Source organism: Acidimicrobiia bacterium (assembly GCA_040289475.1).
Taxonomy (GTDB): Bacteria; Actinomycetota; Acidimicrobiia; order ATN3; family PSLF01; genus PSLF01.
Genome location: PSLF01000020.1, coordinates 1 through 21,821, shown reverse-complemented (window position 1 = coordinate 21,821; position 21,821 = coordinate 1). Strand labels below are relative to the sequence as shown.

Genomic DNA, 21,821 nt, shown 5'->3' with positions numbered 1-21,821 from the left:
ATATTCTTTTATTAAGCCTTCAACGGCATCTGCAGGCAAAGAGGGAATGGCAGAATTTACAAGGGTCCCAAAGGATTTGGCGTAGTTGAGCAAATCATTGACCGCAGCTTCCTGCTGCGCCATATCCTTGTTTGCTACAGCATTTGTATACCGGACTACCATATCTATATGACTTTTCCAAAACTCATAGACCTGATCCGGGGTCTTTTTCAAAGCCGGCGCTAATCCACTTGCGACATCGCGAGAGTTCGCATCGAGTGCACTCGCTGCGGCTTGGAATTCATCGGGACGCCCACCCAAAGCAGCACCAGTCGCAGAAGCAGCGAGGTAAACGTGCTCTTCTAGCAAGTGCAACATGGTGGCTCTCGTATCAGCCAGCTTAGACGATGCCATGGTGTTCGTTGAAGTGTTCGTTGAAGTGTTCGTTGATGTTGCTCCGGTGGCGCGCTCCATGCGCTGACAACCGAAGGCAACAATTGCTAAAACCAGTATCCCGATGAGAATTTTAGCTTTTGACCTCATGCCGTTTTTTCTCCTTTTCCGCTCTTTCAAAAGTTTTGCGTACAACAATACAGGATAAGCGCCCATTCATCAATGCATGACTAGCTTAACGATCTGCACATTTTACATACCTCCTTATGCGAACCAATCCTATATGCTCAAGCCCTGTGCGACTATTTTGGTATGAGTCGTTTTTCGCTGATTAGTCTCAACGTACAATTATTTCCCCTCGCATATTTGTCGGGTGACGACGGCAAAAAAACTGATACGTTCCCGGCTTCATAAATTCGTAAGAGGCTGTTTTCCCTTCTGAAAGGGTAACGTCTATAAAATTCGTATCGGGTGCTCCGGGAGTGCCACCTGTGACCGTATGCTCGACTGGCTCTTCATTTATCCAGACAACACTTTGCCCTATGCTGACTTCTAAGTGTTCTGGAATAAATGCCAATCCTCTCAGCCTAATAGTGTTAGATCCCCCTGTAGGACTCGACTTATCTGCTGCGCCATTAATACTCGCACGTGTGCATGTGGCACCGACTACTAAAGTAAAGGCTGAAATAGCCGCAAAGGCCACAAAAGTAGTGCTTTTCCTCAGCAGAGAAAATGGCATTGCCATAGCTTCTAATAATCCCTAACTCTGCATCATGCTTTGATCACGATTACGGAGCAACGACGCACAACGGTTCACGAAAATTTTTCTTCTCAGAACCCTTGACACCCCAGAGCTGTTGGGATACTTTTTTCTCTAGACAAGCCGAATCGGCCTCGTTGCCTTCATGGCTAAATCAGCCTACAGCGAGAGGGAAGTGGCGTCAAGGCTTGAGACATGGGAGGGAGTCATGGACCGATCCTGGAATCGAATTTTCGGATGGGCTTTTGGGGTTGTTTATATTGTCGTCGGCCTCGTCGGGTTTTTAGTGACACGAAACGTAGGGTTCACTGCTACCCAAGGGAAACTTCTAGTCGTATTCGCAATCAACCCACTTCATAACCTGGTGCATATAGCAGTTGGTGCCCTGCTCGTTATCGGGGCGACGAGCGGGGTCCAAGGGGCTCGAATGGTGAATGGAATAGTAGGTGCCGTGTATCTCCTGGTTGGAATAGTCGGAATTTTTTTAGTGAACTCATCTGCCAACATTATTGCGTTGAACCATCCAGACAATATTCTCCACCTTGTCACGGCGGTGATTGCTTTGGGGATCGCCTTGCGGGGGGACAGCTTCGAACCTTCAAAGGCAATGTAAGTACCTTTTGTGCCTTGGTGTGAGTACGCTGAAGCTTCGCTTCCATGGACTCATCAACACACCGCATTCACTATCTCTTTAGAGAGTGCAGGGTATTGGGCAAAGTATTCACAGCGCTCAGTTTTTAGTCGCTCTACAATAGAACGGTACTCCTCCATCCTTCCCTGCCTCTCATAAAGAATCCTAGGTCTCAGAATCTCCGAGTCTTCCTTGTCGATACCAGGCACTGCTGTAGCGACAAGGTATCTAAAGTCTGGATCCTCCTCCCACTCGATTTTCTCCTCGGCGATTGCTTTTACGATCGCAGACGAATGGGGGATCGTGATTTTTTTGGAGCGCTCGTCCCCTTCTGGTCCGCCTACCCGCCCGGTGTTCATCAAATAAACCTGAAGCTTAGAAGATTCAAGCAGCTCTAAAATCCTGTTTCCTTGAAGCCCATGCTGTAATGGGAAAAAAGGATTGGTGCCCGGCACCCGCAGGAATTTTCCAGCCTCATCAGCACCTCCAGCGGAGGTTCCTTGAGTCTCTCCTAGCATGAAATATCCAGCAGCCTGTAACGGGCTTAGCTTGGCAACTCCCGGAATTATGTTCTCGTTCCTGTTGAGAATCAGAAGAATCTCGGCAAGGGGAACATTTTCCGGCTTCTCGTGTGGAATAGCGGCTAGCTCAAAGGTAGCCCTGCCGTTCTGTGTATATGAGTCGTCGAAGAAGTCGACACGTCCGTTAGAGTCCTGGCCCACGTTTTCGAGGTAGGCATCGGGCTTTGTAACAGCACCGTATATGATCGGCTCGACGCGTGGATCCAGTCCGTAGGTCTTAGCGAAGCATCCGTTCTCGGTTACGTGTACAACACCTCCTGGCATCAAGGCAACAAAGTCGTCTTGAACCGGTAGAGAGTTGTTCTGTTGTGTGAATGTAGTCGTAGTCTTCCCCGTGCCTGACAGGCCTACCACTAAAGCACAGCGTACTTTGCCGTCTACCGGAATGACTTTGCAGCCGGCATGCAAAGCCAGGCCACCTCGTTGGTAGACGATAGCGTTCCACATCCGAAGTCCACCCTTCTTAGACTCCCCAAAGTAGTCGGAGTTCAAGACCCGAGTAACCCCCATGTCTAAATCGACTGCAATTACCCGGTCGTTCGGGTAGCCGGGTGCTTCGAGGTTGGGGGTGTAGAGCACCGTGATCAAGGGGTCCAATGCCTCTGGGTTACCCTCCGGGGGGTAATACAGCTGGCGCTGCATTGCCGCAATGTTGGCGTTGTCTTTTTCAATCACAACTCGAGCTGGTACTCGAAATTCTGGGTCTACCCCGATAAATCCCCTAATCTCGATCATGTCCTTGCCAGCGATATAGTCGTTCTGAAGCTTTTCGATCAATTCGTACTCGGAGCGCGAGATTGTCTGATCTGAATGGTTTGAAGGATTGTCGCTGACTATATAGGTGCTGGACCTGGAGCGAGCAGTTACACGAGTCTTGACATTTACATTGTCGAACTCCGTAAGCCTCGCATTCGGCATAGCCAACGCGTACTCCCTCAGAGTCTCCGGTGAGGGGTTTATCTCCAAAGACTCCGGTTCCGGAAAAATATTCTTGCTCACAGGTCTACCTCGCTGCGATGGGAAGCGTGTCGGCCTCCGAACTTTGAGTTGTTATATGTTACAACAGCTAATTACCTGCGATCAGCCATCCAAGTTACTCGATAGCCTGCATAGCTTTCGAAGGGCATGGACCAACTGGCTCTATGTCATATAGCAAAAGTGGCTTGTACGGCCACCCGACCAGAGCGGCCACTTCCTCCGTGAGTCTTTCGAAGCTGTCTAGATCGGAGGCGTCCGCGGTCGCTCGCACGACCATGTCGGTATCGACTAGGACCGCTGCGGGAAGCAACTCCACTCCGAATGCCTTGGAAGCCTCTAGTTCAGGGTGATCGACTAGAACTCTCCCCGGCCAGCGAATGTCTGTCACGAAGTCGTGAGTCATGATCTTTCCATCCTGGCTGACGGCCAAGATCTCTATGTCGGCGTCGCCGTAGTCATGCTGGAGTTTGATGAGGCGGGGCATGAGAACGCGGCACGCATCGCACCTTGTCCTGAAGAAAATAACGAGCACCGGCCACAGTGGCGTGATGAGGCTCAAGGTGACCCTTTTTCCCGCCGTCGTCTCCAGCGTAAAGTCAGGAGCTTGCTGTCCTTTAGATATCAACCGTCCCTCCAAAGCAACGGTGGCATTCTGCATATCCATGCCTAGCAATACATCCCCAATCGGGCTCCTCGCACCTGTGCTCGCACCTGCGGCGGCAGCACCTTGTCTGTCAAAGTCAGGTTCTGACTAGCGACACGCCGGCGCGCGCACGCCGATAGCCCTTGACTTTGCCAAGATTGTGGCCGGGCCGCCAAAACCAGATTCCAGAAAAAAGGGCGATATCACACACCCCAGCCAAGATGTATGCGAGTATATGTAGTCACAGCGCCGGCAATAAAGCCGGGGACAAAAGTCCGGCGGGCGGGAGTCGAGGGGCTTTCCTGGGATAGTTTCCCCGGGAGGCCGTGTGGAAGACAGAGCCGATGAAATCCAGAGTCTTCAAGAAGAGTTCAACGATGTATTCGACTTCTTTACATACTTCGTTCAAGTCGACGAAGAGGTATATCTGGCTAACCGTGTAGAAGTCCGAGGGTCTTCACCACCTACAGTCGTCCTTTGGGATGCATGGATTTGGGATGAGCGGCGTCCCCACCGCTTCGTCTCCAGAGCAGAGCTGCTCACTACGGGAAACATCCGGATCGAACGCCTTGCCCACGCCGACGAGCAGCAAGACGCACAAGAAGGAATGCGGCCCCATAGCAGAAGTGAGCTTGGCCACCGCTAACTAACGACAGCTCGCGCAATCTTGGCACACACAGCCATGATCGTTAGCTGTGGGTTGACCTGAGGACAGCTGGGTAGAACCGAAGCATCTGCGACAGAGAGGTTCTGGTATCCCCACACCCGCCCGTACGGATCAGCGACGGACACCTCGGGGCTTACTCCGATTCGAGCCGTCCCCACAGGATGAAAAGCAGTGGGGATGAAAAACTTCGGCTCCCACCGAAGCTCTAGTATCTTCTTGGCATCACTTTCAGAGCTGACCCTCTTCAGCTCGGGATGGCCAGTGCGCACCCACTTAGCGCCCGCCGCCAGAAAAATGCGGGCCGATTGGTAGACGCCGAAAGCCAATGCCTCGACGTCGGAAGGCAACAACTCGTACCTCGGCCGTGGTCCCCCCTCACCCAAAACCACCTCGCCTTCTCCTCGATCGAAACAGAACACGCCTAGAAAAGCCTTGTCGGAGATTTTTCTTCCAGGATTCAAGCCTGGAACTTGGGACGTAGCCTCGAGCATAATCCCGTGCGACTCAGCAAACTCGTCTATGTAGTACGACTGCAAGGTATTCGGGTAACCTTCAACCTCTTCGTCGAAAGCCGCCAGCACACCGGCGCATGGATGAATCTGCAGATGTTTACCCAAATGTCGAGCCCCCTCTAGATATAAGTCAGCTAAAAGCGACGGGGTGTGGATCGGCCCGGCAGAGATGACAAAGCAAGATGCCTCGAAACTAACGTCTCCCACTGGTCTCGAATTGCGGTCCAGTAAGGCGGCTTTGAGCGACTTGATCTTCCGCCCCTCCGCTACAAGACGCTGAGCCTTCACTCGCTCATAGATCCTCGCTCCTGCCCGCTGAGCTGCTGGAAGATAGCTAATGTGCATTGCCTGCTTGGCACCTGTAGGGCATCCGAGAACACATATCCCGCTCCCCTTGCATCCGGAGATATTTCTGGGTATAGGACCGCCGCTAAGCCCGAGAGTTTCTGCTCCCACTCGCACTATCGCCCCGTTTTTGCCCATGACCTCATCGGGAACCGGCTGCACCGACAAAGCCTTCTCGATCTCGGCGAACTCAGATGCCATAGATTCAGGCGATAGGTGGTCCAAGCCCCGCTCTGCCCAAGCGTTCAATACCCGTTCCGGAGCACGGAAGCAAGAGCCCGAGTTGATTACAGTCGATCCCCCGACGGCCCTCCCTGTGGGAATGTAGATAGGAGTAGTCCCTTGCGCCAAGGTCTCGACTCCCGTGCGCCACATTTTCAAGATTCGCTCCCCAGGATCGTCGCCGTATGTCTCTTCGGTGTAATAAGCGCCCTCCTCGACCACAGCGACGTCCATTCCAGCATGCGCCAAAATCTTCGCGACTACGGAGCCACCGGCACCCGATCCGACTATTACTACGTCGGACCTGACAGTAGAACCGTCCTTGAGTTCTGGATAACCAATAGTGTCCAAGAGAGCGGGCACGTCTCGTGCCTCCTTGAAAACCTTACTTGCTACTTTTCATCTGAGGGAGCCCAAGAGCGGATACCTCGCCCTAAAGTTTACGCTAGAGTAAGTTATCATCTGGCGGAATCACGGGTTATTGTAAGGCAGGCGGAGGCTCCCATGGGACCGACTAGAAAAGCATCCGAGTGGGCAGCAAGCCTCAATTTCGAGGACATTCCCAAAAGCGCTGTAGACAAAGCAAAGCTTCAGATCTTATCGGTCCTTGCCGCCTGCGCATACGGTGCCAAATCCTCGAAAGTCCGATTGCTCCAAAAAGCCGTGAGACGGGGGGGCACTCCCAACAGCGGTCCATGCTCCATCATAGGCAACGGCAAAGCCGGGCTGTGGGACGCCCTCTACCTGAACGCCGCCTCTTCAGTAGTCCATGACTTCGACGACTATCTATTTGCCGGCCATACGGGCCACTCCTCGGTATTGGTCAGCCTAGCCATTGCAGAGCTTCTCGCTGTTGAGGGAACCCCTATAAGCGGCCGTCACCTACTCGCCTCTCAGGTAGCAGCCAACGAAGTAGGTGGACGGCTCGGAGCATCTATGCTGTTCGGACCCCACAACGGACAGATGTGGAGCTACATACACCTCCTGGGCGCATCTGTTGCAGCATCCAAACTACTGGGGCTAGACGCAGAGCAGACAGAGTCAGCGATAGGCCTGGCTTTCTCTCAACCCAACTACCCTCTAGTAGCCAGTTTTATGGGTTCGGATGCCAAGCAGCTAATAGCCTCTCAACCCACTGTAGATGGAGCAAAAGGCGCCTTCCAGGCAGCCGAGGGCCTCATTGGGGCTAAAGGAATCCTCGAAGACAAGGGCGGATTTTGGGCCAAGTTCCACAAAGACGCGCTCTCGAAAATGTTCTCTGGATTCGGCAGTGCCTGGGTCACCGAGTCCACAAGCTACAAAATTTATCCAGGCTGTGCGTATCTAGACACGGCAGAAGACGCTCTATTCGAGGTGATGGAGCAGTTTGCACGAGATAGGGCGAGACCTCTTAATCCCGAGGACGTAAAGGCGATCAAGATAGAGGCCGGCATGCTAACAGCGGGCATGGAAACAATGTCGGGATGGTACAGAAAAGACCACATTTTGCCTATGAATGTGAACTTCTCGGCTGCCCTTTCCTCTGCCATCACGATTATCGCGGGGCGCCTCACGCCTGCCGAGCTTGAACCCGAGTTCTACCTTCCAATAGAGAGTCAAATCCTTGATCTGGCCTCTAGAGTACAGATTCTCACCTCTGCGGAGATGACCGCAGCCATGCTACCTGAAGACGAATCTGCCTCTAAGTTGGATCTCAGAGAAATCCTCAAAAAGTCCGAGGATGCCTTGGAGGGAGTAGATTTCTGTGCATACCAGGCTCGCTTTCCGGCAAAGCTAACCCTGATCACCTCAGAAGGAAAGGAGTACTTGGCAAGACAGGATATCCCGTTGGGAGGTGCCGGGCGGCCTGCTCACGAAACGCAAAAACTTGTTCGAGACAAGGTCTTTGGAGCGATGGGTGAGAGCGTGGCAAAAGAACTACTTCGAGCAGTTGACGAGCTCGAGGACCTAACAGACGCCAGCTCGATAATGGGCCCGCTAGCTGAAATGTCATGAGGGACATCGATCCCCGCCAAGCTGCGCTGGAGGCTTGTAATACCTATACAACTGCGGAGCTAACTACGGTCAATTCCGCAGGATTCCCTGTCACTTCCCCCGTTTTGACCGCTTTTGACGCAGACTCAGGAAAAATCATCTTCAGTACCTCTATCGCATACTCTGCGAAAGTGCGTAACATACGCAAAAACCCAGTCGTGATCGTTCACTACTACAACAGAGAGGCGATCCGCCCCGAACTGGCCACTAACTCAACGCGCAAACAACTCTTATTCCAAAAGCGGCTTCTCAGAGCCGAGGCCACCGACCGGCTGCGGTCCGACACATTCTTCCCACCCCGGTATGTCATTAGAGCCAAAGCATCTATTCCAAACCTTGGATTGGAAGAGGCCACCGCCTACATAGCGCGTCAGTTGGGATCTCTGAAAATCCAGCCGAGCCTGCGCCATCGCCTGCGACGGAAATGGTGGGCTAATCTGTACAGGTACTATTTGTTGCGACTGGTAGTCGAGGTCGAGCCCGTAGAAGTGCTCGATACGGTTGTCATTTCTGGGAAGCTAAGTGATCCAAGAATGCTTCGTAGATCCACGAAGCGATTGGGTCTCATAGAACAACGAATCTTAAGGCACGCGCCGGCATCCTCGGTGGCACTCGTAGATCCCGAACAAGGGCCAGTTGTAGCCGAGGCACGTATTCAGGCTGTAGCTCCTTCTCTGGTATGCGCACAGATCCTTCACAGGGAAATCTCGATCGAGCGCCCTGTTTCTAGCTCGAGACACCGGGCGATAGTGAAGGCTTGCGTAAGCGCCTTTGGGCAAAGCCCAGATCTCGAGCACCTGTATCACTGCAGTGCTCTGGGAATAGCTGAAATAACCGGCGAGCAGATTCGCGTCCATCCGGTGGCCTCATTCCACACCATCAGACCACCTGGTGTGATAGGCGATTTGTGGATCGGAGTACACTCAACCCTCAAAGGTCGACGCAACGGCTTAATCACGCAAATGGCACTCTCAAACCGGCATCGCGCCGAAGAGCCTTCCAACTGACGCCACGGAAAGAGTTGTCCTTTTTTAGGAACAGGTCTGCTTGGAGAGCCGATAGCCCGCAAGCTAGCGGACGCGGGCACAGAACTTCGCGTCTGGAACAGAACTCCCGCCAAAGCATTACACCTCGCCGAGTACGGGGCGCAGGTAGCCGCCACACCAGCGACAGCAACGACCGAAGCCGATCCGTATTGGTGTACGTGACCGACGAAAATGCTGTGGCCGAAGTCCTCCTGGGCCCTCGTGGTGCTCTAGAGACCGCTATGTCAGAGCCGTGTTAGAGCCCGTTGCGCGGCGCTTTATCTACTGTGGGGGACCGCTCGATGCAGCCAAAGCCAAACTGACTGTCAATACGCTCCTGGGCATTCTCAACGACGCCATAGCGGAAGCGTATGCCCTGGAAGTTTCCATGGGACTTTCTTCCGAGCTCGTACTGGATGTTCTCTCCGAGACCCCGGCCAAAGCCCAAGTAGAGCGGAAACGGGCCTTGATTGCCTCAGGTCACTTCGAGCCGAGCTTCAAGCTACGGCTTCTCCTCAAAGACATCAGGCTCACCCTCAAAGAGGCGCACCGAGTCAACCGCTCTCCCAAACTGGTAGCACTGGAGTCGATAGAACAATTGGCAGCCGAGGCGGTGGAGTCGACGTGGAGAGAGCTCGACTACTCCTCCATGGCTGCATTTGTCGCCGGTACAAAGGCGCCGTCAATCGGGATTTCAGATGATTTAGTTAGAGAAGCGCCTAGGACAAACGCCAAGCCTGACTAGGAAGCTCTCGAGTAATAGGAAAAGGCGTTTTCCAAGACCTCTTTGATCTGCGGCTCTAAATCGTCCCAAGACCGCTCAGGTTCTTTAGAAACGGTGACCGTGCTCCCATATACGTACACCGACACAACCCCACCGATTTCTAAGAGTTTCGATTCGAGTGTTCCTTGCCGTGGTTTGGGAGCGCCTTTCGGTCTGAATTTTTCCGCTAAATACAGCTTTCCCCCCATTCCGGTAAGCCACCTGTTTGTTTCGAAGCGGTGCACATCGGGATCTAGGGTAGGCTTTACCTTGACCTCGACTCTCATACCCATGTACTTCTCCTCGACTCTCCTGTATGCGATATTTATTTGCTGCGGGTCAGAAACCTGCAAGTTGTCCGTGACTTTCTTGCGTTCGAATTGAAAATAGGCTTATCGAGGGATAAATGACCGAAGGAAGCGCCAGAAAACAATTGGCGGATAGCAACCGTATAGTCGCTCACCTTCACGCCCCTCCAAAGACCAAACGTCGCTGCATTGTAGCCCTCACGGGAGCGAAACTCCGCCTATGGATCGGCGAGGGACCGTGCTCCAAAAGCGCCCTAATATGTTCTGCAGTGCCGTATCCCTTGTGTTCCTCGAATCTATAATTTGGATACACATCGCCCATCCGTACCATCAATGAGTCCCTGTGCACCTTCGCGATAATGGAGGCTGCAGCGACAGAGACCGATCTCGAGTCGCCCTTCAAAAGCGGGATTTCTACGCTGTCCTCGCCGGGAACATCTTCTCCCAGCAAGCTCACCTTACCATCCACCAAGAAGTACGCTGAGGTGGCCTCCGGAAAATCAATTGTTTCGAGAGCGAGTCTCGCAGCGTTGCGCGCAGCCTGTCGGAGGGCCCAGCTCAATCCCATCCTGTCGATCTCCCAAGCGTCTACTCTCGCTATCGCCCAACTCAACGCGACTGCTTCAATTCGTTTTGCAAGCTTCGCCCGAAACGCTGGGCTCAAGCGCTTAGAATCGTCGATGCCTTCCGGAATACGGTCCTTAGAAAAAGCGCAGGCCCCAACGACTAGCGGTCCTGCTAAAGCGCCCCGCCCTACTTCGTCTATCCCGATAACAATGTCTGCACCTTCTTCTAGGGCTTGAAGCTCCAATTCGAAACTGGGAGGACAACACTTATCCGTCATCGCCCCTCACTTGGTCAAGACAGAAATTCGTCCGGTCTATCCGTCGCTGAAGCAGAGAATCTATGCCGCTGGCTCCACTCCACGGATAGTAGATCCGCTTTCAGCTGTAGTACGGCGCCATACAAGAGAGTAGAGGCGAAGGGCCCGGTCATGAAGCGAGGCGTTAGAGTTTTGGTTCGCTCTGCGTTTGATGGATCATGGGTCGGCGGGTTCGTCCTTGCGTCTGAGGAGAGAGACGAGACTGGAAAACTGATAGGACGCCGGGTCAGAAGGCTGTCAGACGGCATGGTCCTACCAAAGCTTTTTCCGCCTGAAGATGTGCGCCAAGAGCGCGAAGACGATTTCCCCTGGTGGATGCGGTGACGCTATCCGTCGCCTCTAGCTGCCTTTGCCTGATCTAACATATTCAAGAATTCGTCGACAGGGATCGCTGTAACCGTATGGGTTTTCATGGTTCCTCGTGCCCCCAACTCGACAGCGATTCGTGCGACAGTCTTTTCATCTGGTGCTTCAAGGATGTTGAGAAAGTCAAAGTCGCCCAGCACTGCGTACTGAGCCAAAACCTTAGCACCCATTGCTTCTACTTCTTGGTTTACGCCTCTCAGTCGCTCAGGATAATTTCGGAGAGTCTCGACTCCAGAGGGAGAAAGCGTAGACATCATCACATACACGGGCATAGCGAGTACCTCCTGTAGTCTCGATCTAGTTAGTGGCCTCGGTCGCTTCTGTCGTCGCCAGCCTCCAACACAGTTGGCACATCTCGAGAACCAATAGATAGTAACCGTGCGCACAAGGGCTGCGCTGGATTAGCGCGAAGCATCCCCTAGCGCTTACCCGAATGTAACCCAAATGTCGAAGTCATATGAAGCGGAAGCTTTACGGCGAAATCCTATGAAACTTTTTTGATTTGATCTGCCTCACCGGGGTCAGGCTTTGTGTTCAAAAATGCATCGAGCATTTCTCGTGCCACCTCCAGCGAGGTCGCTCGCAAGCTCATTACCAAGACATTGGCATCGTTCCAGCGGCGTGCGCCCTCGGAGGTCTGCTTATCGAAACACAGAGCCGCCCGCACACCGGGAACCTTGTTTGCGGCGATCGACATCCCGGTCCCCGTCCAGCAGAAGCCCACCCCCAATTGGGCTTTTCCTTCGGAGACAATCCTGCCGAGCTCGAGGCCCGCGTCCGCCCACCTCGCATCCTCACCACCCAACGGACCAATGAGGATGACCTCGTGACCCCGCTTGCGCAGCTCCTCTACGACGAATTCAGTTAGTGGCGTTTTTTCGTCGGATGCGACAGCAATTTTCATGTCCTCCTCCTTGGTTCCATGGATGGCCAGAGCCGTCAGGATCCTCGATGTAAACACTGTGAGTTACTGTGTGGTCAGACATCCCATTGATTCGAACTCCGGCACTACGCAGCTCCCTTACGGCCTCTGCAAGTTCTGCGTCACTTTCCCCTACTTTGAGGCCAAAGTGATACAAGCCGAGGCGCGGCGGAGTTGGAATCGGTGAGGCATCCTCGTCTACCTCGATATGTAACAGTTCGTGGTGAGTTCTTCCAGAAGAAAAGGCAACCGCCCGTCCCCCAAACGCTTCGCCGACTTCGTCCCACCCGAGTAAATCTCTGTAAAAGTGACGGGACCGGTCTATGCCTCTTGCATATAAAACTATGTGGCCTAGCTCTTTGACTTTCACTACTCTCGCTTCCTGCAACTGATGTCGATAGCCACCGTGAGCGCCCTCTGCTGAGCTTTCTCCTACAAGCGCTGATCGCTATGCTCAATCTTATGCGGCATGATGCAGCTTTCGATGCTCGAAGTCTCTCTGAGCGGTGTCAATCGATTGTGTACAAACGGGAAAATCGCGACTAATGTCGAAGATCACATCATTGCCTGCCAAAAGACTATGTCGAAGAGGAGGACCGTCGTAATGGGCGACCCATCAAAGTTTTACATCGTTCCACACACCCACTGGGATCGAGAGTGGTACCTGCCCTTCCAAGTATTTAGAAGTCGTCTGGTCGACGTAGTGGATGAACTCCTCGACATCCTAGATCGAGACCATCGATTCGCCCATTTCCTACTCGATGGTCAGACCGCAGCAGCACTCGACTACTTAGAGATAAGGCCAGAAAATCGTGGTCGCCTAGAGGCGGCTATCTCTTCGGGGCGGATCGCGACCGGACCGTTTCACATTCTTATGGATGAGTTCTTGGTTTCTGGCGAAACCATCATCAGAAACCTGACCAAAGGGATGGAAGTAGCCGAGAGCCTAGGGGGTTGTTCGAGAATCGCGTATCTTCCTGACATGTTCGGCCACATAAGCCAGATGCCCCAGATTCTTGCAAGAGCAGGGATAGGCGACGCCGTGGTTTGGCGAGGAGTTCCTTCTGCTATCAATAAAACGGTGTTCCGATGGGAATCCCCCGATGGCAGCGCCGTGCGCACCGCCTATCTGGCGACTTCTTATTCGAACGGAGCATACCTACCCTCCGCTCCGGAAGCCTTAAAGACCAGGCTCGAACACCTCGCACTCGAGCTCGACGCGTTCGATGCAGGGGGCAAGTACCTAATAATGAATGGGACCGACCATGCTCCGCCTCAGCCTGAGCTTCCAGCAGCGATTCACAAAGCATCCGAACTCTTCAGTCAAACTGCACAGCTTCGGATCTGCTCGCTCGGCGATTACTTCGCCGAACTTCCTTCGGCGACCTATCAGTCTTGGAACGGTGAGTTCCGCTCGGGAGCGAGGGTAAACTTGCTAATGGGGGTAGTATCAAACCGAGTCGATATAAGACGGCTGGCGGCAGAAACCGAGGACATTCTGACCAGATACTCTGAGCCACTTCTCGCCCTCTACGCACCCCACGTCTCCCGGCGCTACCTCGACCTTGCTTGGGATTTCCTCATTCAGAACTCTGCTCACGACTCGATCTGCGCATGCTCGGTTGACGAGGTAACCGAGGAGGTTCGAGCGCGCTTTTTGCAAGCACACCAGATCGCCAAGGCGACTATGGATAAAGGGATGGAGGCACTGTCTCGAGAAGCACTCCGGAAAGCGGACGTGCTAGAAGCACAGATCGTCGGAAAATCTGCAAAGAACTCCGGCGACCTTTCGTCGATTGAAAAAGAAAGCACTCGCGAGCCTGAATGCTACCCAGGAATTTTGCTTTTCAATCCTTCCCTCGAGAAACGAGGAGGGATCGCCGAGATTGTGATCTCTCTCTACAGAGAAAACGAGGAGATATTGCTGCTAGGGCCGGAAGGAAAGCCTGCACCTGCACAGATTATCGAGAAAACAGGCTCCGAGATCCTGATAGACCAAACTCTTCCAAAATCTGTAGTGAAGGGTTACATTACGGCCATCTCTTCGAGAGAAGTGATGGGCTACTTCATAAACGAGGTAATCCTCGACGCGTCCAGTTCCCCACGGTCCATAACGATTGTCGCAGACCGATCTGCGGTCGGCGATCTTGATATTGAAGAGGAGAAAGCTCGTCTTCTCGATTTCTTGGAGGAGTCCGAAAACTCCTTAGTGAGGATTACTGCAAAAAGACCGGTAGAGGCGCGCCTCCTTGTTGAAATACCGGAGATTCCAGGGCTCGGATGGGGCCTATTTCCGCTGATACGCGGGGAGTCTTCGACCTCCGACCGCGAAGTTGAAATCGAAGCCGACGCTCGATCCATCGAGAACAGATACCTGAGGGTTGATGTCACAGATGAGGGAACCTACACGATAGTCCACAAACACTCGGGTGTTGCTTTTCCCGGATTGGGTCGGTTAGTCGACGGGGGGGAGTGGGGAGACACCTACAACTATTCGCCGCCTCCTAACGATTCTTCAGTAACTCATCCCGCAGATGTAAGAGTCGACCTTGACTACGCAGGGCCGCTGGGTGCCGGCATTCGGATAGAGCGCAGGTTCTCCATACCATCCCACGTAGACGGCACCGCGGGCAAGAGGTCGTGGGACTCTACAGTGGATTTGATCGTTTGCGATTTGCTGGAACTGAGAAAAAACGAGCCATTTTTGCGTGTCACGACTGAGTTTGAAAACAATGCTCAAGACCACCGTCTCAGAGTGCATTTTCCCTTACCCTTCGAGCCTCAGGGGTCTTTTGGTGGCGGCGCCTTCGACGTCGTGGAGCGTGGTCTGGAAGCAGAAGGGGGGCCACACGAGTTCGGTCTTCCGACGTTCCCAGCAAGAGGATTTGTCGATGCATGGGGACGTTTACCAACGCCAAGATCATCGCAGGTGTCGGGTGACGACGACTATTCTCATGCCGGCTTGGCGGTTCTGATTGCGCCAGTAACCGAGTACGAAATCGTCGATAACGAACTGGCTGTGACTCTTCTCAGAGCGACGGGTATGCTCTCTAGGCCTGACTCAAAGCTGCGCCCGGCGGGAGCTGGTCCGTCGATCCCCACCCGAGCATCCCAGTGCCTAGGACATCACCGGTGGAAGATGGGCATTATGCCCCACATCGGTAGGTGGAACGAGGCTGGCGTGCACTACTCTGCAGAGCAATTCGTATATCCGGTGGCAGCGAAGGAAACTGTCCCGATCCGTTCAGCCGCAACGGGTGCGCGGTTAGATGTTTCGGCTCGAGACTGCTTGCTCTCCGCTCTCATACCACAGAACGATCAACCCTTACTGAGGGTGTGGACACCACATGAAAGAGGATCGCTGAAGGTTCAAGCCAGCGCGGACGAAGTCTCGATAACCGGACGCCCTCTCGACGACACGTCGTCACCCGAAACACGGATACAACGGTTCGAGGCTGGCGAGGAAATTTTAGTGGGGCCCTACCAGATCCGTACCTTGCGCCTTACGCTTTGATCCCCAGTTCGTTCATTGCGAAGTTTTTAGCCCACTCGTAATCTGGCTTTCCCGAAGGAAGCCTCATAACTCGCTCCGCTATGACTAAGTACCGTGGAATTTTGTAGCCGGCTAACTTTCCCTGAAGAAAACTGCGAACATCTTCAAGATCAATACTTTCGACGCCTCGAGTAAGTTCAACTACGGCTGTGACAGCGCTGCCGAAGCGCTCATCGGGGACCCCTACAACGAGTGCATCCCTGATAGCAGGGTGCCGTTTTAGTGCGTCCTCGACTTCTTCGGGGTAAACCTTCTCTCCTCCCGTGTTAATGCACGCGTTACCCCTCCCTAAAAGCAGGATCGAGCCATCCTCTCTAACCAGGGCGTGATCCCCGGTTAGCACATAGCGTTTTTCCCCGACCGTAGGAAACGTACGGGCGGTCTTTTCCGGATCCTTGTAGTACCCGAGAGGCAGATACCCCGTCTTAGCGACCACGCCCGGCCGCTCCGAGCCCTTTTGCAGTGGCTGAAGAGTGTCTTCGTCGAGCACTATCGTGGACTCGTTCGGAACGAACGATGTGACCTCGCCCCCTGCCCGCGCGGTGCTCACTGCTTCTAAGCCCGACTCAGACGAGCCAAGAGTGTCGACGATTACCAAGTTAGGAACCCGCTCTTGGAGCTTACGTTTATAGTCCCCCGATAGCGGCGCTCCGCTTGAGATGAGGACACGGAGGGAGCTGATATCGTAAGGCCGTCCCTGAGAAGCGGCTCTGTCGATTGCCTCTACCAATGGGGCAGCGAACGCGTCGCCTACGATGAGTGCCATGTTTGGCTTCTCGGCCTCCACGAAGCGCAGAGTAGCATCCGGGTCGAAAGATGTGCCCCTTCTGCAGAGGACGCATCCACCCCCAAGGAATGCCCCAAAGGCACCCCAGTGCGCAGCACCGTGCATGAACGGAGGTATAGCCAAATACCGGGTTCGGGGAGAAGCTGCTAGCTTGCGCACCTGATCAGGCGGCTGGCTCATATCTAGCCCCGCCGTTACCCTCCACACTGCACCGATTATGTCTTCCTGCCTCCAGACCACGCCCTTTGGCATGCCCGTAGTGCCCCCCGTGTAAAGGATGTACTTGTCATCGGAAGAGCGCTCCCCCACAAAAGGTCTGCTTTGTGACGCCGATTCCAGTGCATCTTCGTATGGGGCACCGGTCTCCAAAATGTATGAAAGGTCTTCTAGATAGGGGCGAGCCTCTTGCAGAACCTTTGAGAACTCTGGATCAAGAATGCACGCTTTTACGTCAGCATCGTTGAAGAGATATGCCAGCTCGGATGGCGTATACCGCCAGTTGACGTTGATGGGAACCATCCTTGCTTTAAAGCAAGCGATCATGGTCTCGAGGTACTCGTTGCCATTAGCCATGTAGCAGGCCACATGCGATCCAGGCTCTAGGCCCTGTTCGAGCAAGTGGTTTGCAAGCCTCGATGCCCGCGAATCAAGCTCAGCCCAGCTAAGTCTTGGACCTCCATCGACTACGAGGGCCTCGTTGTCTGGCACAGTATCGGCAACTGCTTCAAGAAGATCAGCGACATTCCACTGCATAAGCACTGAGCCTCTCTTTATTGGGTAGGTCCATGTACACGGCGACAGAGCCAAGATCCATGATTCTAAGAAGGCTGTGTCATACCCCACCACTCCGTAGTCAGCTCTCTCGATACCAATGAGCGCACGGCATCAGGAAGTGGTTTCCGGTTGTAGATGACTTCTACCACCTGCTCGGTGATGGGGAGCTCTACTCCTAGCCGGAGGGCGAGATCGTAAACCGCCTTGGAGGTCTTTACGCCCTCGGCGACCATGCGCGTCGATCCAACGATCTCCTCGATTGACTCTCCTTTCGCCAAGCGCTCCCCTACCTGACGATTACGGCTACGTGGACTAGAACACGTCGCTATTAGATCGCCCATACCTGTGAGTCCAGCAAAAGTTAACGGCTTAGCCCCGAGCGCCGCACCCAATCTAGCCATTTCGGCCACACCTCTGGTAAGTAGCCACGCCTTCGTGTTCTCGCCAAGGCCGAGCCCCAAAATAGCACCGACAGCAATCGCTATGACGTTCTTTACAACACCCCCGAGTTCGGCTCCGACAACGTCGTCGTTGGTATACAGTCTGAACGTCTTTGTAGTGAGAAGCCTCTGGGCATAGCGCGCTGCGTCTTCGTCGCGAATTGCTATGACAGCTGCTGCTGGCATACCGAGAGCGACCTCGGCAGCGAGGTTGGGGCCAGAGAGCACACCGATTCTCGAAGTCGGAATTTTTTTGAATTCTTCCGAAATCACCTCGGTCATCCGCTTGTTACTTTGAGGTTCAAGGCCTTTGGCAAGGCTAAGCACAACCTGGTGTTCAACGGTCGAAGACGACACAGAACAGATAACTTCACGCATGAAAGGCGATGGAACTGCGAGAAGTAGAACCGAACACCCTTCTATCGCTCTAGATAGCTCGGTCGTGACCTCGAGATTGTCTGGGAGCCGTACTCCTGGAAGGTAGGTCGGGTTTTCGTGAAGGGTGCAAATCTGTTCTGCAACGTCTTTAGTTCTGGACCATAAGATACACGAGCGCCCTTCTCGCGCGAGCAGAGCGGCAACTGTCGTGCCCCATGCTCCTGAGCCTATGACCGCGATCGAGCCGGAGCGGTCCTGTATCGAGGGGGAAGCCACCAGTCTTCTCCAGGAGATGGATCGTACGGATACTCGAGCATTGCTTCGTCTAAAAGCTTCTTGATTGCTGCCATAACACGCTCGGCTCCCACGCGCGGATCCTCTTCGGGATCGAGCATAATGGCGCTACCGCAGTAGACAGAAATGTCGTAGCGCGGTCTGAAATCGGGCTTTCTGTTTTTGGTTATAGCTCTGTGCGACCCCCACACTGCCGCAGGAACAACGGGGGCTCCAGTCCTGGATGCCAGCCGAGCGACTCCGGTACGAGGTTGCATCGGTTCGAACGTCTCGTGGCTAATCGTGCCCTCTGGAAACACGACGACACATGCGCCCTGTTCGAGCGCTCGGGCGGCGTCTTCGAGAGACGCTGCCGCACTTTCTGTTCCACGACTCACAGGAATTTGACCCAAAGCCAGAAGGGCCCATTTCAGCACCACCCCGGCAATTCCACCTTTTTCGAAAAGCTCTTTTTTCGTGAGAAAGCTGGCGCGACGCCGACGCTTTAGGCATAGATATCCAACTGCGAGCGGGTCAAGATAGGAAATATGGTTCGAAGCAAGTATCACGGGTCCAGTCTTTGGAAGGTTTGAGACTCCCCTAAAGTGCCATCGATACCATATGCGGAGGGGCAACCATAGAATCGATGCTATTGTCCAATAAAGCCATGCCGCAGGTGTTCGTGTCCCCACAACTATCACTTGCCTAGTCTCTCGCCTAGCTAAGCGCCTTCCCAATCTATCTATCGCTACGCTGGTCGCAAATATGTAGGATGCACGTCTTATCGTTTGTATTTATTGAGTTCGCCATACAACATGATAAAGATGCAGTTATGCCAAATGTCTTACGTTGCCTCCCAGGGCCCACAGCCGACCGAGGCAGTGAGCACTATGGCATAAATAACGAAGTCATAAAAAGTAGGCGTAAATCGAGAGTCCAAGGATTACAGCTGACAGTGGCTCCCTTTCGCATAGCGCAGCTCTCTGACATCCATTGCGGCTCGCCATACTTCGACCCCAAACTTATGTACCAGGCTGTGGATGACATTGTCTCTACTCAACCCGACTTGGTAGTAGTTTGCGGAGACCTGACAGCCGAGGGATACGTTCAAGAGTTCAAGGAAGCCCGCAGGTTTCTAGAGCCTCTCGACTCGCTCGAGCTGGTAGTGGTTCCCGGTAACCACGATGCCAAAAACGTAGGATATCTTCACTTCTCAGACACCTTCGGAAACGGTGAAGACCATGGCAAAGCCGACAGGATCGTTACGCTCGAGGCCTCATTCGGCAACGGTAACGCAGTGCGTAGGGTAAAACTCGTGGCGATCGACTCGTCAAAACCCGACCTTGCTGAAGGAGAGGTCGGCAGAGAGAGGTATCCCTGGATCATTTCCCAGCTGTCGGACAGCGCCGACCTAAAAATCCTTGCCTTACACCACCACCTGGTCCCCGTACCGGGCACAGGAAGGGAACGCAACACTGTCTGGGATGCAGGCGACGTCTTACAGCTACTGGTGAGCCATAACTGTCACATGGTGCTCTCAGGACACAAGCACGTTCCGCACGTGTGGCTCCTCCAGGGTGTGCTTCTAGTCAACTCTGGAACTGTATCGTCATGGAGATTGAGGGGATACTCCCGTCCCTGTTACAACATCATCGAAGTGACAGACGAGTCTATAAGAATAACTCTGCGATACCCAGGTGGGGGGGAACGAGTAATGGGGGAACTCGATCGAAAGGAAATGCGTTTAACGACGAATCCAGAGCACGCTGGCCTTTTCTCGAAGTCGGTGTGGGGATCTTGAGGAGGTCACCTTGCCTTACGCACCCTCCGAATACGTTGCTGAGTTCTTGAAACGCCACCCCCCACGCGAAGTTCTACGTGTGTTTCGTTCCGCAGTGCACCCCGACGACTTAGACGAAGTAGTAAGGCTTTTCGAAGAAGAGGTGCGGCCGTCTTTCGAGACGATGGACGGATGCAAATCTATAGAGTTGTCTATGGACACCGGCGTTTCTGCAACTGGACTCATCGAAGGGTCGGTGCTCACGAGGTGGGAAAGTTTAGCACAAATGGAGGCAGGTGTTTCGTCAGAGGTTGCGTCGCAAAGTCAGACCAACATCCGCAGGCTTTTGAGGACGCAGCCCGTAGTCACTGTTCATCTCGTCATCGCATGAGGAACAGTCGCTATAACACAGCAATCCTCGTCCCTGTCAAGCCTCTCGCCGTAGCTAAGTCGCGACTAGCCCCGGCAGTACCTCCAGAAGAACGCGAAAAATTGGCATTGTCTCTTGCCTCCAGAGTGCTCGCTGTTGCCGTCCAGACAGGTGTGGGCGTCTTCGTCGTTACATCGGATCCCACCGTCGCAGAGGCCGCTTTAGATCTGTCGGCATCAGTAGTTTCAGATCCGGGAATTTGTATCCGGCTTGGACAGGGCTCTCCACGAGCGTTGAACACAGCGCTCGAGGTTGGCGCCGCTGCCGTTTATAAAAATGGATACGAAAGCGCTCTGATTGTCCCCTCCGACTTACCGTATGTTTGTGTTGCAGACTTGCTAGCGGCAATGCGCAGGCCTGGCGAAGACGGGATTGTGATCGCTCCATCCATCGAAGGAGGAGGTACCAACGCCCTCACTCTGCGTCTTCCACCACCAATTCCGTTTTCGTTCGGACCCGACTCCTTCCACCGTCACCTTAGCGCGGCGTTCGAACGAGGCCTGCCCGTAAGGGTGCTGCGACGTAAAGGCCTTTCTTTCGACCTGGACACGCCTTCTCAAATATACGAGTGTGTACAGATACGGAGTTGCACTGGTGGCTAGCAAACCACCCGTAATTGGCACGGCCGGCACGGTTTATCCCCCCATAGAGCGAGTGATGGGAAATGCCAGACGGGCAGAAGAAAAGGGCTACGCGTCGCTGTGGTGGCCTGATCATCTAATGGGCTGGCACCCCGAGAGTCTATGGGACCCCTCTATTACTCCCCTTGCCAACACAGTGTCCTCACCTCATACCTACATAGACGCAGTCGCTGCCATAGCAGTCGCAGCAGCGGCCACAGAGAGAATCTTTCTGGGTACTGCGGTGACCGAACCCATAAGACGTCATCCGGCAATGCTTGCTCAGGAGTTCTTGACCCTAGATCACTTCTCTCAAGGACGGGTAATCCTAGGTATCGGAGCCGGAGAGGGCGAGAACATCCTTCCGTATGGTTTGAACTTCGACCGTCCCGCCTCCAAGCTAGAGGAGGCCCTGGACATAATTAGAATTCTTTGGACTTCCGAGAACCCTGTTGATTACGAGGGACGTCACTTTCGTTTGGAAAAAGCAGTTCTGGGACTACAACCCGTTAACGGCAAGCCGCCTCCTATCTGGATAGCGGCCCATGGTCCTCGGATGTTAGACATCTGCGGTAGGCTCGGCGATGGTTGGATACCGACCGCCCTTCCGATCGAGGAGTATTCGGAAAAGCTGAATGAACTTCGCAATTCCGCCTCCAAAGCCGGAAGGCAGATGGACGAAATCGTGGCAGCCATGTTTTGTTATTGCGTCCCAGCGCAAGACCATAAGACCGCTCACAAAATCTTGGAAAACCCCTTGGTGAAATGCTTTTG

The 21,821-nt window shown here is 53.8% G+C and carries 25 protein-coding genes and 1 pseudogene; 12 read left to right on the top strand and 14 right to left on the bottom strand.

Annotated features, from left to right (window positions below):
* On the bottom strand, positions 1 to 588 hold a 588-nt coding region (locus tag C4318_08800; GenBank protein MER3455230.1), incomplete at its 3' end, for a hypothetical protein.
* A gap of 121 nt (positions 589 to 709) precedes the next feature.
* Positions 710 to 1,117, bottom strand: coding sequence for a hypothetical protein (locus C4318_08795; protein MER3455229.1), 408 nt, complete (start codon positions 1,115 to 1,117; stop codon positions 710 to 712).
* 223 nt (positions 1,118 to 1,340) lie between these two features.
* Here C4318_08795 and C4318_08790 point away from each other — a divergent pair, with 223 nt between their 5' ends.
* The gene (locus C4318_08790) at positions 1,341 to 1,745 is read left to right on the top strand and encodes a DUF4383 domain-containing protein (protein ID MER3455228.1); all 405 of its coding nucleotides are present in this window, start codon (positions 1,341 to 1,343) and stop codon (positions 1,743 to 1,745) included.
* 53 nt (positions 1,746 to 1,798) lie between these two features.
* Here C4318_08790 and C4318_08785 read toward each other — a convergent pair whose 3' ends face one another.
* Both C4318_08785 and C4318_08780 read right to left on the bottom strand, forming a co-directional pair.
* Positions 1,799 to 3,343 carry a hypothetical protein gene (locus C4318_08785; GenBank protein ID MER3455227.1) on the bottom strand — a complete coding sequence of 515 codons (1,545 nt, stop codon included), beginning with the start codon at positions 3,341 to 3,343 and terminating at the stop codon, positions 1,799 to 1,801.
* A gap of 94 nt (positions 3,344 to 3,437) precedes the next feature.
* Complete coding sequence (locus C4318_08780) at positions 3,438 to 3,986, bottom strand: hypothetical protein (GenBank protein MER3455226.1); 549 nt, start codon at positions 3,984 to 3,986, stop codon at positions 3,438 to 3,440.
* A gap of 307 nt (positions 3,987 to 4,293) precedes the next feature.
* On the opposite strand from C4318_08780, the gene C4318_08775 reads away from it, so the two are divergent.
* Positions 4,294 to 4,611, top strand: a complete 318-nt coding sequence (locus tag C4318_08775; GenBank protein ID MER3455225.1) for a DUF2469 domain-containing protein — start codon at positions 4,294 to 4,296, stop codon at positions 4,609 to 4,611.
* Here C4318_08775 and C4318_08770 read toward each other — a convergent pair.
* Positions 4,608 to 5,123 carry a hypothetical protein gene (locus C4318_08770; GenBank protein MER3455224.1) on the bottom strand — a complete coding sequence of 172 codons (516 nt, stop codon included), beginning with the start codon at positions 5,121 to 5,123 and terminating at the stop codon, positions 4,608 to 4,610. The two genes, C4318_08775 and C4318_08770, sit on opposite strands and share 4 nt — an antisense overlap.
* Positions 5,124 to 5,219: 96 nt before the next feature.
* Positions 5,220 to 6,074 (bottom strand): annotated as a pseudogene (locus tag C4318_08765) (oxidoreductase).
* On the opposite strand from C4318_08765, the gene C4318_08760 reads away from it, so the two are divergent.
* The 4 genes from C4318_08760 to C4318_08745 are packed head-to-tail and all read left to right on the top strand — an operon-like array spanning position 5,832 to position 9,515.
* Positions 5,832 to 7,706, top strand: coding sequence for a hypothetical protein (locus C4318_08760; protein ID MER3455223.1), 1,875 nt, complete (start codon positions 5,832 to 5,834; stop codon positions 7,704 to 7,706). The pseudogene C4318_08765 and the gene C4318_08760 overlap by 243 nt on opposite strands.
* Positions 7,703 to 8,752 carry a hypothetical protein gene (locus tag C4318_08755; protein MER3455222.1) on the top strand — a complete coding sequence of 350 codons (1,050 nt, stop codon included), beginning with the start codon at positions 7,703 to 7,705 and terminating at the stop codon, positions 8,750 to 8,752. Before C4318_08760 ends, C4318_08755 begins: the two co-directional genes overlap by 4 nt.
* Before the next feature lie 36 nt (positions 8,753 to 8,788).
* Complete coding sequence (locus C4318_08750; protein MER3455221.1) at positions 8,789 to 8,953, top strand: hypothetical protein; 165 nt, start codon at positions 8,789 to 8,791, stop codon at positions 8,951 to 8,953.
* Entirely contained in the window at positions 8,934 to 9,515 is a 582-nt protein-coding gene (locus C4318_08745) for a hypothetical protein (protein MER3455220.1), read from the top strand. The genes C4318_08750 and C4318_08745 overlap by 20 nt, the downstream gene beginning before the upstream one ends.
* Here the strand turns inward: C4318_08745 and C4318_08740 are convergent.
* Positions 9,512 to 9,826, bottom strand: coding sequence for a hypothetical protein (locus tag C4318_08740; protein ID MER3455219.1), 315 nt, complete (start codon positions 9,824 to 9,826; stop codon positions 9,512 to 9,514). The genes C4318_08745 and C4318_08740 overlap by 4 nt on opposite strands.
* A gap of 172 nt (positions 9,827 to 9,998) precedes the next feature.
* A complete protein-coding gene (locus C4318_08735; GenBank protein ID MER3455218.1) occupies positions 9,999 to 10,685 on the bottom strand; it encodes a ribonuclease HII in 687 nt (228 codons plus the stop codon).
* Positions 10,686 to 10,835: 150 nt separating this feature from the next.
* Between C4318_08735 and C4318_08730 the strand changes: the two genes are divergently transcribed.
* Positions 10,836 to 11,048, top strand: coding sequence for a hypothetical protein (locus C4318_08730; GenBank protein ID MER3455217.1), 213 nt, complete (start codon positions 10,836 to 10,838; stop codon positions 11,046 to 11,048).
* A 2-nt stretch (positions 11,049 to 11,050) separates the two neighbouring features.
* On the opposite strand, the gene C4318_08725 is transcribed toward C4318_08730, so the two are convergent.
* The 3 genes from C4318_08725 to C4318_08715 form a co-directional block, all read right to left on the bottom strand.
* Positions 11,051 to 11,362: a GYD domain superfamily gene (locus tag C4318_08725; GenBank protein MER3455216.1), complete on the bottom strand. Its 312-nt coding sequence runs from the start codon at positions 11,360 to 11,362 to the stop codon at positions 11,051 to 11,053.
* A gap of 212 nt (positions 11,363 to 11,574) precedes the next feature.
* Positions 11,575 to 11,994: a galactose isomerase gene (locus C4318_08720; protein ID MER3455215.1), complete on the bottom strand. Its 420-nt coding sequence runs from the start codon at positions 11,992 to 11,994 to the stop codon at positions 11,575 to 11,577.
* A complete protein-coding gene (locus C4318_08715; GenBank protein MER3455214.1) occupies positions 11,951 to 12,382 on the bottom strand; it encodes a glyoxalase in 432 nt (143 codons plus the stop codon). Before C4318_08715 ends, C4318_08720 begins: the two co-directional genes overlap by 44 nt.
* A gap of 99 nt (positions 12,383 to 12,481) precedes the next feature.
* On the opposite strand from C4318_08715, the gene C4318_08710 reads away from it, so the two are divergent.
* Positions 12,482 to 15,526: a hypothetical protein gene (locus C4318_08710; protein MER3455213.1), complete on the top strand. Its 3,045-nt coding sequence runs from the start codon at positions 12,482 to 12,484 to the stop codon at positions 15,524 to 15,526.
* Here the strand turns inward: C4318_08710 and C4318_08705 are convergent.
* The 3 genes from C4318_08705 to C4318_08695 form a co-directional block, all read right to left on the bottom strand.
* Positions 15,516 to 17,105, bottom strand: a complete 1,590-nt coding sequence (locus tag C4318_08705) for an acyl-CoA synthetase (GenBank protein MER3455212.1) — start codon at positions 17,103 to 17,105, stop codon at positions 15,516 to 15,518. The two genes, C4318_08710 and C4318_08705, sit on opposite strands and share 11 nt — an antisense overlap.
* Positions 17,106 to 17,170: 65 nt before the next feature.
* Complete coding sequence (locus C4318_08700) at positions 17,171 to 18,205, bottom strand: glycerol-3-phosphate dehydrogenase (protein ID MER3455211.1); 1,035 nt, start codon at positions 18,203 to 18,205, stop codon at positions 17,171 to 17,173.
* Positions 18,172 to 19,011: a hypothetical protein gene (locus C4318_08695; GenBank protein MER3455210.1), complete on the bottom strand. Its 840-nt coding sequence runs from the start codon at positions 19,009 to 19,011 to the stop codon at positions 18,172 to 18,174. The genes C4318_08700 and C4318_08695 overlap by 34 nt, the downstream gene beginning before the upstream one ends.
* Between C4318_08695 and C4318_08690 the strand changes: the two genes are divergently transcribed.
* From C4318_08690 to C4318_08675, 4 genes are all read left to right on the top strand, one after another.
* Positions 18,990 to 20,018, top strand: coding sequence for a phosphohydrolase (locus C4318_08690; protein MER3455209.1), 1,029 nt, complete (start codon positions 18,990 to 18,992; stop codon positions 20,016 to 20,018). The two genes, C4318_08695 and C4318_08690, sit on opposite strands and share 22 nt — an antisense overlap.
* Positions 19,972 to 20,388: a hypothetical protein gene (locus C4318_08685; protein ID MER3455208.1), complete on the top strand. Its 417-nt coding sequence runs from the start codon at positions 19,972 to 19,974 to the stop codon at positions 20,386 to 20,388. The genes C4318_08690 and C4318_08685 overlap by 47 nt, the downstream gene beginning before the upstream one ends.
* Complete coding sequence (gene cofC, locus C4318_08680) at positions 20,385 to 21,029, top strand: 2-phospho-L-lactate guanylyltransferase (GenBank protein MER3455207.1); 645 nt, start codon at positions 20,385 to 20,387, stop codon at positions 21,027 to 21,029. Before C4318_08685 ends, cofC begins: the two co-directional genes overlap by 4 nt.
* On the top strand, positions 21,022 to 21,821 hold an 800-nt coding region (locus tag C4318_08675; GenBank protein MER3455206.1), incomplete at its 3' end, for an LLM class flavin-dependent oxidoreductase. The genes cofC and C4318_08675, both read left to right, overlap by 8 nt.